Source organism: Pseudomonas sp. E315 (assembly GCF_055406205.1).
Genome location: NZ_JBUZPJ010000007.1, coordinates 175,459 through 188,920, shown reverse-complemented (window position 1 = coordinate 188,920; position 13,462 = coordinate 175,459). Strand labels below are relative to the sequence as shown.

Here is a 13,462-nt window from a genome sequence, read left to right as displayed (position 1 = left end):
GCAGCAAGGCTTGCCTGCACACCAAGCCTGGAGAAAAACCATGCAAAGCACCAAAGCAGAGGAGCGGCACATCGTCTGTGAACTGCGCTGTGAGAGCGGTGACCGTGAAAAGGTGAAGGCTCTCATACTGCAATTTGTAGAACCCGCCAAGGCCGAGCCTGGATGCTTGTACTACGACCTTCATCAAAACGCAGCGCACCCTAATATCTTTTACATCCTGGACGGTTGGGCAAACCAGCAAGCGGTTGACGAACATGCGGGGAATGAACATGTTGCAAGCGTGATGAAAGAACTTGCTCCGCTGCTCACCTTTGGTCCCTCCATTACCTTGAGTACACGGGTGAGCGACTAAGATCCACTCGAACAGGGTCAAAAACCCGAGTTTGTGTGAGGTACATGTCGATAGCTATTACGCGCAGGGGACGATCCTTCATGGCGAAACTGAGGTTTTTACGATCGATTTTCCCCTCGATCTCGACAATAGTTTGCCAAGCTTTGGGGGCTTGTTCCGTGAAGTAACTCTTAGCGTACTCTTCGAACAATACATCGATGTTGATCACATGCTTGAGAATCTGCTCGTAGTCAGGCCGCCGTCCAAGAGCGACTAACGCTCGGGCGATAATGTTCACGAAGCGCCACGCGAACTCGTGGAAGGCTGCGAAGTTGCCTTCGCCTGACAGTTGACCAGCAATTCTCGTGGCTACTTGCGAGATACGGCCGAAGCGGCTCACGGCGTTGTAGCGTGCCGAGTGATCCGGCCAGCTCAGAACTATATGAGGTATATGGGGTAAGAGAGTGTGATATGGATGTCTATTATCGGCCAGTTAACTGAAGCTTTTACGACCGGTAACTATCGGCCGATTGTGTTGAAAAAGTCGAATTGTCCAAACTTCTCGGATGTTGATGCGTGTGAAAACGTTTTTGTATTCCGTCGTGTGAAATCTTACTTCGCAAGCCTCTGCTGAAAACAAGGCCTTCGTCTGTGCAACTGCAATCTAGCGCTCTGAGTACTTCTGCAACTTGGGCTCAAGCATGAGTAACTTTGATACTGGCCGTTGATTCCGTGCTTTCTAAACCGCTCAGGCCTCGCTAATTTTATTCACGCTGGTGATGTGTTCGTTCCAGATCATCTCGTAATGAGCTGATTGAGTGATTGACGAGATCGGTTTTGGGGTCATGAGCGCCCAACAGTAGCTGCCTTGCAAGCGCACAGAGTTGTAGCGGAGCCCTGTGCATCCAGCTTTTTTTACGGCTTTGCCCAGAGAGTGAGAGTGCGTGTAATCGTCGGGGGCGTAGATTGAATCGCTCATGGAAATTGAAGTTGCATCCTTCATCGTTCCATCAAAGAAAGAGCAGGACAGCCCGCGGAAAACAAAGCGCTCGTAGTTGAGCCCATGGATTTTTGACCAATACTTATCTTGGTGATGATGTACCTGCGCCAGTGCCGCCTCCATTGTGGCGGCTAGGTATAACACGCCGAAACTGCCATCACTGAAACGCGAGCCTTCAGGGTTGACATGAGTGAACGGGGCGGTGGCATAGGAACAGCCAGGGATACCAAACGGAATCTCTGTTCGCGGTATCAACTCAAGACGACCGACTTCATTTTGCAGTCTGGGATTGGTCAACGCCTGAATCTGATAAAGAGCTTCAAATTCTTCTGCATCGGCAACATCATCAAACAGAGCAATTGGCGGAAATTTTGAGTTAACCAATCGATAGGCTTGTAACTGCTCGCCGGGCAGATCGGCTAACTGACTCAAGATCACCATTGAGCGCCACGTAACACATCAATCCGGCGAAAGGTTTCGTACAGAGAAATCATGTCTCCCTGCGACATGACTTCCAGTGGAGTGCGTCCATTGAAGAAATCGTTGTCGTTCGCCATGGTCGGGAATCCGTAGACGTTCTGAGGGTTATCGAAAATAAGGCGAAGTGCTGCGTGGATGTTCAGTACAAAACTGATCCGTTGCATCTGATCCGAGTCCAGCCCCACAGACCAATCAGTGTCACGCTGCTTGGCTCGGCTATAGGTGCTGCGAGAGATACGCAGAATGCGGCAGGCCTGTTCGCTCGACGCATGCCATTTTTCGAGGATGCCCACAGCCACTCGAAGACCGGCCACGCACTGATCTTTGGTGAAGGTTTGTGCCTGTAGAGCCAATGTCATCATCCTCGCCTTATATTTAGTCTGTAGATTCAAATATAGGTAAAGTGGCTCTGCGGATCAATTTGGGTTCGGGAATAATCATCCCCGTCCTACAACCCATACGTTATAAGCCCCTTGGCTTTGCGAAGTTAGGCTTGCCATTCAAGGTGGGATAAGCGCCATACATAGCTGTTTGTTAGCGCATTCACAGTCTTGTCCGCGAAGGCTTTGCGCAAGCAAATGGGATGAGTTGAGGGGTAGCAGATGACGAGTCACGAGCCCCTCTGGCTGCTACGTTTCAGCCGATAATCCCCCATTCTCCTTAATCGTCAGGGGATTTGATCATATCCAGCCTAATGGGTAATGACTCTCGACCTTGCCAATCAGGCATGCGTTTTAGGTGTATACAATAATGGTTTGTTTTGGTTACATTGCCCCGAGCCTACAACGCCGGTAATCGCCGATGAGTATTGCTACGGTCACACGCCATGCAACATCTACAACTGTTCGACCCCATCGTGCGTCGCCTACGAATGGCGTTCAACGTTCGATTCGATGTTTGTCTGAGCTCTCGCATGAAGGCCGCATCGGTCTTCATTGCGTTCGCTTCAACACCACCTGAAACATCCTCGAACCCTTTGATGAGGCTGGATTGGCTGAGCCGGCTATCAACAAATTTCATTCACGCAGTGCTGAGTTGTAAAGGCTTCATTCAAGCCGAAAACCGGTACCCGTAACCGAATTAAGTTGAACCCGGACGCCAGCGTCCACATGGAAGAGGAATACCTATGCCCACTACTTTGCTGGTCAAAAACGCCGAGCTTTTGGTGACAATGGATGGGGAGCGGCGGGAAATCAGGCGCGGCGGCCTGTACATCGAGGACAACCTGATCAAACAGGTCGGCCCTACCGAAACGCTGCCCCAGCACGCTGATGTAATTTTGGACATGACTGGGAAAGTGGTCATCCCAGGTCTGGTCAACACCCATCACCACATGTACCAGAGCCTCACTCGCGTAGTGCCGGCGGCTCAGGATGGTGAGTTGTTCAATTGGTTGACCAATTTGTATCCAATTTGGTCGCGGCTGACGCCCGAAATGATCTCGGTATCGACTCAAACGGCCATGGCGGAGTTGATACTTTCTGGCTGCACAACCTCCAGCGACCACCTCTACATTTACCCCAACGGCTGCAAGCTTGATGACAGCATCCATGCCGCTGAAGAAATTGGTATGCGCTTTCATGCCGCGCGCGGAAGCATGAGCGTAGGTCGTAGCCAGGGAGGTCTTCCGCCCGACTCAGTGGTCGAGAAAGAGAGCTACATCCTCAAAGAGTCCCAGCGCTTGATCGAGGACCACCATGACGCGGGCCACGGCTCAATGCTGCGCATGGTCGTGGCGCCATGCTCACCGTTTTCGGTCAGCCGCGACCTCATGCGTGATGCCGCCGCGCTTGCGCGCCAATACGGCGTGTCGTTGCACACGCATCTTGCGGAGAACATCAACGACATCGCCTATAGCCGCGACGTATTCGGCATGACGCCCGCCGAATACGTCGAAGACTTGGGCTGGGTCGGACCTGATGTGTGGCATGCCCATTGTGTGCAACTTGATCAATACGGCATTGAGCTGTTCGCGCGTACCGGCACCGGAGTATCCCACTGCCCGTGCTCAAACATGCGCTTGGGTTCAGGGATTGCGCCGATCCGCACGATGCGTGACCGCGGTGTTCCGGTGGGTCTGGGTGTCGACGGTTCTGCCTCCAACGATGGTGCCAGCATGATCGGGGAAGTACGGCAGGCGCTGCTGTTACAGCGTGTCGGTTTTGGCCCCGACGCGATGTCCGCTCGCGAGGCGCTGGAAATTGCAACGCTAGGCGGAGCCAAGGTGCTCAACCGTACGGATATTGGTGCTCTGGCCCCCGGCATGGTTGCGGACTTCGTGGCGTTCGATCTAGGCCATGTGACCTATGCCGGTGCCCATCACGATCCGCTGGCAGCGCTTGTGTTTTGCACGCCCACCCACGTCCACACCAGCGTGATCAACGGCCGTGTAGTGGTCAAAGATGGCCACCTCACTACCGTAGATTTGCCCCGAGTGCTGGAACGCCACAACCAGTTGGCCCGCCAATTGGTCAGCGGCGAGTGATCTGTTCAGGTTGTTGAACTCACCATCGAGTGCAACGACTGAACCGTAACTGCGCCCAAAAAACTCATCCAATGCGACTGAGAACGTGCTGTTAGACGCATCTAAAATAACAAAAGCGAGCTACTCACCATGACTTCTTCCGCTTCAACTCGTCCAGAGGACGAAAACCTCGGTATTGGCGCCAACTTGGCCTACGGCCTTCAACATGTTCTGACAATGTATGGCGGTATAGTGGCCGTCCCCTTAATCATTGGTCAGGCCGCTGGCCTTTCTTCTGCCGAGGTTGGGCTGTTGATCGCCGCATCGCTGTTCGCTGGCGGTTTGGCCACTTTGTTACAGACATTGGGCATTCCTTTCTTTGGCTGTCGCCTCCCTTTGGTTCAGGGGGTGTCCTTCGCGGGGGTGGCCACTATGGTTGCTATCATTGGCAGTGATGGCACTGGTGGGTTGTCCGTTGTATTTGGGGCGGTGATCGTGTCGTCGTTGATCGGATTGCTGATCACGCCGCTGTTTTCACGCATTATCAAGTTCTTTCCGCCGCTGGTGACGGGCGTCGTGATAACGACCATCGGGCTAACCCTGATGCCTGTCACGGCCCGTTGGGCGATGGGCGGCAACAGTCAGGCAGCTGACTTTGGCAGCACAGCCAATATAGGTCTGGCGGCATTAACCTTGGTTACCGTGTTGCTACTCAGCAAGCTGGGGAGCGCCAGCATCTCTCGCCTGTCGATTCTCTTGGCGATTGTGATCGGCACGCTGGCCGCGGTGGGCTTTGGCATGGCCGACTTCTCCAAAACACTAGAGGGGCCGTTGGTCGCACTGCCCGCGATTCTGCACTTCGGCGTTCCTCAGTTTCAGCTCGCCGCCATCTTGTCGATGCTGATCGTGATTATCGTCACCATGGTTGAGACCTCCGCAGACATTCTTGCCGTCGGAGAGATCATCGACACCAAAGTCGACTCAAAACGCCTTGGTAATGGCTTGCGTGCAGACATGATTTCCAGCGCTCTAGCGCCACTGTTTGGCTCCTTCACTCAGAGTGCCTTTGCGCAGAACGTTGGCCTGGTGGCTGTGACCGGAGTGAAGAGCCGCTATGTAGTGGCCACTGGCGGCCTGATTCTGGTAACTCTAGGGCTGCTGCCAGTGATGGGGCGACTGGTGGCGGCGGTACCGACTCCCGTTCTCGGCGGCGCAGGACTGGTGCTGTTCGGCACCGTCGCGGCCAGTGGCATCCGCACTCTGGCTCAAGTGGACTACCGAAACAATATGAACCTGATCATCGTGGCCACATCGATCGGTTTCGGCATGATCCCCATTGCGGCGCCCAGCTTCTACCAATACTTCCCGAGCTGGTTTGAGACTATTTTCCACTCCGGCATCAGTTCGTCGGCGATCATGGCCATATTGCTCAACCTGCTGTTCAACCATCTGCGTACCGGCAACTCTGACCAACAGTCAGTATTCGTTGCGGCCACCGAGCGCACCTTGCGCTACCAGGATATCTCTGGGCTCCACGACGGTGATTTTTTCCGCGATGGCAAATTGTTCGACTGCGCTGGCAACGAAGTGCCCGTAGTGGATGTTGAGGCGAGCCATGAGCATGACTCGACACCTCGTAAAAAACGGCTTGAGCAGGAGAGCTGACCTTTTATGAGTTAAACAAAGCGGCGCGTAAGCGCCGCTTTTTTATTTGTACGCGAATTAGCCTTTACTGAGGCCCGACAATGCTTGTTTCGACTTGATCAGCGAATTCATCGAATCGTTCCAATGACACTTTCAGCTCACGGCCAGCCAATTGCACTGGGTTCGGCACTCCACTCGAGTATTTGAAGCTCAATTTCCTTATCGGGTGGCGTTTGGAACCCTTGATCTATGCTCAGGTTCCGATAAGTGACTGGCCTTTTGGGCTTGAGCACGCACTCGATACGTTCCGCTTTGTACTGACTGGAGGTTAACGATGAGCAAGAAGGTTTTGGTGGTGCTGACCAGCGTCGAAAAATACCCGGATTTGCCGCGCGCAACGGGCTTGTGGTTAGGCGAGGCAGTGCATTTTGTACACAAAGTTGAAGCTGCTGGTTTTGCGGTCGATTACGTTAGCCCGCAAGGGGGTTACACCCCCCATTGACCCACACAGCCTTGCCGCAGACATGGCGGCAGATATTGACTGGGAGTGGTATCACAATAAAGCGTTTATGAATCGCCTTGGCGCCACGCTTAAGCCCACTCAAATCAAGCCTCAGGAGTATGTCGCCATTTACTACGCAGGTGGTCATGGGGTGATTTGGGACTTTGCGGACAACATCGAGTTACAGACCATCAGCCGCCAGATCTACGAAGCGGGAGGGTTCGTGTCTTCGGTGTGTCATGGCGCCGTAGGGCTGTTGAACATCGTACTGTCGGATGGCGAGTTATTGATCAAAGGTAAAAAGGTCACGGGCTTTTCCAATGAAGAGGAGCAGTTGGCCGGTTTGTCTGAATGCGTGCCTTATCTGACTGAAACTGAACTCGTGAAACGCGGCGCTCGTTATGAGAAAGCCCAAGAACCGTGGGCGGCGTATGCGATTGCGGATGGGCGTTTGATCACTGGGCAAAATCCTGCATCAGGCGGGCCAGTGGCGGATCTGTTGTTGAAAGCCATTCAATAAGTGATCGCAAACATAGGCCGGTGACATTCACCGGCTTTTTTTTTATTGTCTCGTATATAGCCGGTTCGACCTTGTTTTTGTGTTCATGAAGTCCGTTGCAGCAGGTAAGTGGCTCTCGTTATTAATCGGGAGGGTTCTTGGTGTTTGAAAAGAAATAGCCTGGTTTCGGGGAGTGGTTATGTGGGTATGCTTAAAGGCTAAGTCCAATATTCATTAGGTTGTTTAGGGCCGTAGTATAAAAAGCTGCCTATTTATTAAAAGGAAGTTTTAGCAGTGAGTTGCAGTGCTCTTAAACCACTTTTTGGCACTTGCGAACAAGAAAATTCTTGGAACTGAACAAGAAGGAGCTAATGGTTTGGCGAGGCTTTATTACCTAACCTTGAACTTCGCCATCTATGGCAAAACGCGTAGTCCCAAGAACACCTTTGAGCAAGGAAATAGTCGTGTCGATGAAAATGATTCGGGGCCTGCTGGCTTCCTCTGTAATGTTTGCATGTTCCACTCCTTTGCTGGCGGCTGACGGCACCATCAGCTTCAGCGGCGCAATTACTGCTGCTTCTTGCAAAATCACTGCGGGTGCGGGTACTTCCGTTAGCGGCGAAGCGGGTAAGCAAATTATCAACGTTGATCTGGGCATCGTCAGTATGAGTTCGTTGGGTGACGGCTCTGTTGGCTCCGGCATTGCGGCGGGCACTGCGATTAACTTGAACTTGGATTGCGGCGAAACTGCAGCGGGCCTGAATACGGTCAGCGTCGTCTTTGACCCAATGTCCGGTTCGGGTGTCGACTCCTTCAACAACAAACTGTTGAAAACCGTGGGTGGTGCAAGAGGTGTGGGCATCGGTATCTATAACGCAGATGCCAACAACACACTGATCAACCTGTCGGGTAACGAAAAGTTTGAAGGCGACTTGATTGGAACGGGTGAAGACGGCTCAAAAACCTATACGGCTAACCTGAACCTGCGTGCGGCCTACGTGACTAACGGCGAGACGCCGCTGGTGGCCGGTGAGGCAAACGGTACCTTGCCGTTTACTCTTTCGTACAAGTAAGCGTCCATCCAGTGGGGGCGCAATGCCCCCGCGACCATCGAGCGGCCTATGAAACCCTTTATTGTCCTGCGCTACGGCCTGGCTGTGGCGTTATGTGTATTTTCTAGCACCAGCTACGCGGGCATCCAGTTGGGTGGTACGCGCATTGTTTACCCGGCGTCCGACCGGGAGGCCTCGATACTGGTGAAAAACCAAGGTTCTGATGACGTCATGATCCAGTCCTGGATCGAGCCCAATAGCCAGGGCACTGACGTGGATGTGCCCTTTGCTATTACCCCTGCACTGGCACGGATGGGGGGCAACAAGCAACAGATGTTGCGTATTTTCTACCACGGTCGGGGTTTGGCCGATGACCGGGAATCGGTGTATTGGCTGAACGTGCAAGAGATCCCTCAACAGGCAGAAGGTCAAAACACTTTGCAAGTTGCTGTACGCCAGCGAATCAAGGTGTTCTATCGCCCTGCGGGTATTACTGGCACGCTGGAAGAAGCGGCAAAGCAATTGCAGTGGCGTTTGGTCAGCCGTGCGGGTGTGAGTCAATTGGAAGTCAATAACCCTTCGGCTTTTTATATATCCATCGGCAGTATGAAATTAAAGAACGTGTTGCAAGAGTATGACGTTGAAGACCAAATGCTGGCCCCAAAAAGCACCAGTTATTTAACCGTTAAAAAGCTAGGGGCACTGCCGCAACACGCGGTTCAACTTCATTGGGAAGCCATTAATGACTATGGCGGTTTGGTGAAACATGAGTTGCCGGTGGGTAATTAGTAAACCTCGCTCGGCGTTATAACGTTTTTCTTCAGGTTAGTCCGCTATTGAATAAAGTGCCGTCCTTTTTGGAGGGTTCACTGCTGGATGAACTCATGTCGAATGCAAGGAAAGACGGGGGCTTTAAATTACGTCCCGGTACAGGTTTTTATTGGTTGGCAGCAATGGGTTTGTTTAGTTCACCCACTGTTCTGGCAGCGCAGTTCAACCCGTTATTTCTCAAGGACAAAGGTGGGGCCGTAGACCTGCGTTATTTTGAGCAGAGCAACGGCTTGGTGCCTGGCGTCTATAGCATTGATCTGTACTTGAACCAGACCCTTAATCGACGAGAAGAAGTTGTTTTTCGGGCCGATGAAGACACCGGCGTGGTTAATCCCATGCTGACGATTGGTCTGTTGCGCGAGATGGGGGTTGATGTCGAGCGTCTGGAGAAAGAAGGCCTGATTGCGCCCGCCGAGGAAGACGATGCGTTACTGGATATCAGTGGCATTGACGGCGTCTCAGTGGACCTGGAAGTCGCGAACCTGGCGTTATTTCTGAGCATCCCCAACATCTACATTCAGCGCCAATCGCGTGGCTACGTTGACCCGTCTTTATGGGACGAGGGCATCACTGCTGCTTTTAGCGATTATCAGGCCAACTTCAGTCGCAACAGCGGCAATGGTTTTCAAAGCGACTATGCCTATTTGGGCTTACGTAACGGTTTCAACATTGGTCCGTGGCGTCTGCGCAACGAGTCGTCGCTGACTCAGGGCACCGACATGGCTCGTGAATTTTCCAGTAATCGCAGCTATATAGAGCGAGACGTATCAAGCCTAAAAAGTCGATTTGCCGCCGGTGAGTTGTATACCAACGGTGAGATTTTCGACAGCGTTCGAATCCTCGGCGCAACGCTGGCCTCCGACATGGGCATGTCGCCAGACAACGAAATCGGCTATGCGCCCGTGGTGCGTGGGATCGCCGAAACCAACGCCACAGTGGAAGTTAGCCAGAACGGCAACGTGATCTATTCCACGTCGGTGTCGCCGGGCGCTTTTGAAATTAACGATATTTACCCCGGCGGCTCAAACGGTGATCTTGAGGTCAAGATTATCGAGGCCGATGGCCGCGAACGAGTCTACTCGCAGGCTTATTCGTATCTGCCCGTCATGACCCGGCGCGGCAACCTGCAATACAGCTTGGCTGCTGGTAAATACGACAGTTATGACAGTGCATCTCCCAAGCTGATTCAGGCCACTGGGGTTTATGGCGCCACCAACAACCTCACCACTTATGGCGGTGTGCTGCACTCTGACGGGTATGAGGCGGTTAACGTGGGGCTGGGTCTTAATACGCCGATAGGCGGCATGTCGATGGATGTGACCAACAGCCGGTCACGTCCTAAGCAAGGAGTGAAGGCTCAAGGTCAAAGTCTACGGTTTTTGTATTCCAAAACCCTGAACCACACCGATACCACCTTCACTATGGTCGGTTATCGCTACTCCACAGAGGGTTATCGCACCCTCAGCCAGCACGTGGATGAACAAAAATACGCCACCGGTAACGCTGAAGGCTACAGCTTCGGTCGGCAGAAGAGCCGTATCGATCTGAACGTCAGTCAGTCTTTTCGCCAACAAGGCTCGTTGTTTGTCAGTGCGGGCGAAACCACCTACTGGAACCGTGCGGGCAGCACTCGACGCCTGCAAATGGGGTACAGCGGTAACGTCAAGCGTGTCAGTTACAACGTGTCGGTGTCGCGTACACAAAACTCCGGCAGTACGCAGGGTTCTGACAATCAGATCTCGCTGGCCTTCAGCATGCCTTTTGGTAGCCCCACGCGCTCCCATCGGCTTTATAGCGATGTGACGTCCTCGGGCAATGGTCAACGCAGCTTGCAGTCAGGGGTAAGCGGTTATGTCAACGATGCTGGCACCTTGTCTTATTCGGCGCAGGTGGGTACCACCCAAAGCGACAACTCAGCGGGTGTCGGACTGGGCTGGGATGCGCCGACCGCCAGAGTCGCGGGCAACTTCTCGCGCACGGGTGACCGCCGCCACATCGACCTCACCGCCTCGGGCTCGGTGGTAGCCCACTCAGGTGGCATTACTTTCGGCCAGCCGGTAGGCGAAACTTTCGCCCTGATCGAAGTGCCGGGGGTCAAGGATGCTGGCTTGCAGGGCTCAACCGCTCGCACCAACAGTGCGGGTTACATCATCAGCAGTTACGTGCAGCCTTATCGTTACAACTGGGTGAACCTGGATACCCAAACCTTGGGCAGTGGCGTGGAATTGACAGAAAGCTCGAAAATGTTGGTGCCGCGACGCGGGGCTATTGTCAAGGCGCGCTTTGATGCTGAGTCTGGGCGGCGTGTGCAATTTGAGCTGAGCCATGCCGCAGGCCTCAAGATTCCTTTTGGAGCCCGGATGCTGGATGAACAGAACAAGCTGTTGGCGGTAATTGATAACTTGTCTCGCGGCTTGGTGTTCGGGATCAAAGATGAAGGGCAGTTACAAGTCATCTGGGGTGATGGTACTTGCACTGTGAAGTACCGTCTGCCAGAAGCGGATAAGTCTGCTGTTTATGACCGAGTGCCTGTGGTGTGTGTTGAATCGCCAGTGGGTAGGGTGAGTCAGTAAAAATCATGAGTGTATTACTGCTGACGGTTGTTATTGTTTTTGGTTTTTGCACGCTGATGGGGTAGTTACTCATGCAAATAGGTGGATTGATGCAAGTCCTGATTATAGTGGTCGTGGTTTTATTAGAAGGTTTTTATATGGGTAACGTTCAGGCAGCTAGTCCCGATCAATGTTACTGGGTACACACTGGGAATAATGACCATCAGACAACGATTGTAAGAACGCCAGCAACGATAAAGTTAAGAATGGTTGAAGTGGGTCGTAGCATGGGCGTATATAAAAATAATATGGTGGAAATAGCTTGGCAACCTTTACTTTCTGGTGTTGCGTGCCCATACCCCGGCGTTGCGCAGATGAACATAAGTTATGCAGTAATGCCAAGTAGCGTGATGAAGCCGGATCCGGGTTACAGAGATGTTTACAAAACGGGTGTCCAAGGTATCGGAGTCAGAATCAGTAATTCGTCGATGAGCGGGATTGAGCGCGTTATGCCTCTTACGCATACCTATCAAAATAGGAGTTCATTCTTTCTTCCAGTCATCTCTCCTTTTGATTATGAGTTTATAAGGACTGACACGGTCGTTGGCACTGGCCGGATGACGCTGAACTACCAAGTTGCATTTAAAGTGAATGAGTGGCATGCGCTAACAATCAGCTCACAGGTGAGCCCTATCAATGTTGTGCTTCAGAGTTTTTTCACAGGCTGCACCGGGATACAAAAAGAAATCAAAGTGCCCATGGGGGATGTTCGAGCGGGGCAGGTAATGTTAGGCAATACGCGTGCTGAGGCCTTCGATATGGACGTGCGATGTGTGGGTTTACCGGCTGGGAGCAAGTTACCGGTCAAGGCGTACTTTGAAGGCGATTCCCCCGGCACCGGGCGCTTAAACCTGCTTAAAGGTGGCGCCAAAGGTGTGGAAATTTCACTCCTTGGTGGCTCTGGCACAGGCACGGCACTGCCTTTTTCCAAAGCCCAGGCCATCAACATGACGTGGCTCAAAACCGACCCCGAAGGTGAGGTGTACACCCTGCCGATCAAGGCCCGTTTTGTGCAAAAGCCCAACACCAGTGTGGTACCGGGCAAGGCCGATGCAGTGCTCAATTACATCCTTGAGTACGACTAGAAGAGCGCTGGGGCAATGCTGTTCACGTAAGCAATAAAACTACTGCAGGAGGCGTGTCAGGGTGTTGGTGGGTTTCAATGGTGCAGTGGCATTAAGGCGGGGGTTTTGATCCAGCGTCGCAGTGCTTCAACTGGCATGGGGCGAGCGCACAAATACCCTTGGCCCTGACGGGCACCACGCTGCGCCAGCCACTGGCGTTGCTCCGGGGTTTCAATGCCTTCTACCACCAGGCTCAGCCCTAATTGCGTGGTCAAACCAAGGGTGCTTTCGACGATGGCTTGGTGTTGCGGGTTCAAACTGAGGTTGCGAACGAACTCGCCCGCCAGTTTGATTTCGTTAAAAGGCAGTTGGCATAGGCGCAGTAGGGACGAGTGGCCAGTACCAAAATCATCCATCGACAGGCGCAGCCCCAGCCCTTTCAAGTACAAGAGCTGTGTACAAACGCTGTCCGGCGGTTGTGCCAAAGCGCCTTCGGTGATTTCCAGAGTCAGGGTCGAAGCTGGTAACGGATGCTGATGCAAGCGTTGTTGCAGGCGCTCCACCCAATGGTCATTGAGCAGTTGGGTGGGGCTCACGTTAAACGAAAACCCCAGCCCAACATTCAACTGATGCAATTGCCACTGACAACGCAGGCCCTGCTCCAGCAGTTGAAAGAACAGGGTATCGAGCCATTGGTGTTTTTCTAGCATGGGTATAAATAAGTCTGGGGCCAGCACACCGCGTAATGGATGATGCCAGCGGGCCAAGGCTTCTACTGCGAATACAGCGCCGCTGACCACATCAAACTTGGGTTGCAGGTACAGCCGGAACTCCTGTCGCAAGAGCCCGCGTGCGACCTCTTCTGCACTCGGGTAGGGGAGAAGCATGGCCGAAGCCTCGTGTGTGGGAAGGCTCAAATTTTAAGGGTGACGGCCTGTAAACCACGAAAGATGCGGCTGGACATGGATGTGGAAACGTCTGAA

Annotated in this window: 10 protein-coding genes and 2 pseudogenes; 8 read left to right on the top strand and 4 right to left on the bottom strand. The window is 53.0% G+C overall.

Annotation, left to right across the window (positions count from 1 at the left end):
* Positions 1–40: 40 nt before the first annotated feature.
* Entirely contained in the window at positions 41–352 is a 312-nt protein-coding gene (locus ACZRJQ_RS12535; RefSeq protein WP_463978664.1) for a putative quinol monooxygenase, read from the top strand.
* On the opposite strand, the pseudogene ACZRJQ_RS12530 reads toward ACZRJQ_RS12535, so the two are convergent.
* From ACZRJQ_RS12530 to ACZRJQ_RS12520, 3 genes and pseudogenes are all read right to left on the bottom strand, one after another.
* A pseudogene (locus ACZRJQ_RS12530) lies at positions 327–767 on the bottom strand (type IV conjugative transfer system coupling protein TraD); the annotation flags it as partial. The gene ACZRJQ_RS12535 and the pseudogene ACZRJQ_RS12530 sit on opposite strands and share 26 nt — an antisense overlap.
* Positions 768–1,079: 312 nt before the next feature.
* Positions 1,080–1,772 (bottom strand): RES family NAD+ phosphorylase, encoded by a 693-nt coding sequence (locus ACZRJQ_RS12525; RefSeq protein WP_463978663.1) that lies wholly within the window; start codon positions 1,770–1,772, stop codon positions 1,080–1,082.
* On the bottom strand, positions 1,766–2,170 hold the full coding sequence (locus tag ACZRJQ_RS12520) for an antitoxin Xre-like helix-turn-helix domain-containing protein (protein ID WP_463978662.1): 405 nt from the start codon (positions 2,168–2,170) through the stop codon (positions 1,766–1,768). The genes ACZRJQ_RS12525 and ACZRJQ_RS12520 overlap by 7 nt, the downstream gene beginning before the upstream one ends.
* Positions 2,171–2,937: 767 nt before the next feature.
* Here ACZRJQ_RS12520 and ACZRJQ_RS12515 point away from each other — a divergent pair.
* From ACZRJQ_RS12515 to ACZRJQ_RS12485, 7 genes and pseudogenes are all read left to right on the top strand, one after another.
* The gene (locus ACZRJQ_RS12515; protein ID WP_463978661.1) at positions 2,938–4,296 is read left to right on the top strand and encodes an 8-oxoguanine deaminase; all 1,359 of its coding nucleotides are present in this window, start codon (positions 2,938–2,940) and stop codon (positions 4,294–4,296) included.
* A 129-nt stretch (positions 4,297–4,425) separates the two neighbouring features.
* Positions 4,426–5,940, top strand: a complete 1,515-nt coding sequence (locus tag ACZRJQ_RS12510) for a nucleobase:cation symporter-2 family protein (protein ID WP_463978660.1) — start codon at positions 4,426–4,428, stop codon at positions 5,938–5,940.
* A 313-nt stretch (positions 5,941–6,253) separates the two neighbouring features.
* Positions 6,254–6,941, top strand: a pseudogene (locus tag ACZRJQ_RS12505) (type 1 glutamine amidotransferase domain-containing protein).
* 449 nt (positions 6,942–7,390) lie between these two features.
* Complete coding sequence (locus tag ACZRJQ_RS12500) at positions 7,391–7,993, top strand: fimbrial protein (protein WP_463978717.1); 603 nt, start codon at positions 7,391–7,393, stop codon at positions 7,991–7,993.
* A gap of 48 nt (positions 7,994–8,041) precedes the next feature.
* A complete protein-coding gene (locus ACZRJQ_RS12495) occupies positions 8,042–8,761 on the top strand; it encodes a fimbrial biogenesis chaperone (RefSeq protein WP_463978659.1) in 720 nt (239 codons plus the stop codon).
* A 95-nt stretch (positions 8,762–8,856) separates the two neighbouring features.
* Positions 8,857–11,376: a fimbria/pilus outer membrane usher protein gene (locus ACZRJQ_RS12490; RefSeq protein ID WP_463978658.1), complete on the top strand. Its 2,520-nt coding sequence runs from the start codon at positions 8,857–8,859 to the stop codon at positions 11,374–11,376.
* 89 nt (positions 11,377–11,465) lie between these two features.
* Entirely contained in the window at positions 11,466–12,500 is a 1,035-nt protein-coding gene (locus tag ACZRJQ_RS12485; protein WP_463978657.1) for a fimbrial protein, read from the top strand.
* Positions 12,501–12,574: 74 nt separating this feature from the next.
* Here ACZRJQ_RS12485 and ACZRJQ_RS12480 read toward each other — a convergent pair whose 3' ends face one another.
* Positions 12,575–13,366, bottom strand: a complete 792-nt coding sequence (locus ACZRJQ_RS12480) for an EAL domain-containing protein (RefSeq protein WP_463978656.1) — start codon at positions 13,364–13,366, stop codon at positions 12,575–12,577.
* Positions 13,367–13,462 lie beyond the last annotated feature (96 nt).

What these genes read in the sequence shown, in the direction of transcription:
- ACZRJQ_RS12520 (WP_463978662.1), bottom strand. Translation starts at nt 2,170, where the DNA reads ATGACATTGGCTCTACAGGCACAAACCTTCACCAAAGATCAGTGCGTG.
- ACZRJQ_RS12535 (WP_463978664.1), top strand. Translation starts at nt 41, where the DNA reads ATGCAAAGCACCAAAGCAGAGGAGCGGCACATCGTCTGTGAACTGCGC.
- ACZRJQ_RS12500 (WP_463978717.1), top strand. Translation starts at nt 7,391, where the DNA reads ATGAAAATGATTCGGGGCCTGCTGGCTTCCTCTGTAATGTTTGCATGT.
- ACZRJQ_RS12485 (WP_463978657.1), top strand. Translation starts at nt 11,466, where the DNA reads ATGCAAGTCCTGATTATAGTGGTCGTGGTTTTATTAGAAGGTTTTTAT.
- ACZRJQ_RS12525 (WP_463978663.1), bottom strand. Translation starts at nt 1,772, where the DNA reads ATGGTGATCTTGAGTCAGTTAGCCGATCTGCCCGGCGAGCAGTTACAA.
- ACZRJQ_RS12490 (WP_463978658.1), top strand. Translation starts at nt 8,857, where the DNA reads ATGTCGAATGCAAGGAAAGACGGGGGCTTTAAATTACGTCCCGGTACA.
- ACZRJQ_RS12495 (WP_463978659.1), top strand. Translation starts at nt 8,042, where the DNA reads ATGAAACCCTTTATTGTCCTGCGCTACGGCCTGGCTGTGGCGTTATGT.
- ACZRJQ_RS12510 (WP_463978660.1), top strand. Translation starts at nt 4,426, where the DNA reads ATGACTTCTTCCGCTTCAACTCGTCCAGAGGACGAAAACCTCGGTATT.
- ACZRJQ_RS12515 (WP_463978661.1), top strand. Translation starts at nt 2,938, where the DNA reads ATGCCCACTACTTTGCTGGTCAAAAACGCCGAGCTTTTGGTGACAATG.
- ACZRJQ_RS12480 (WP_463978656.1), bottom strand. Translation starts at nt 13,366, where the DNA reads ATGCTTCTCCCCTACCCGAGTGCAGAAGAGGTCGCACGCGGGCTCTTG.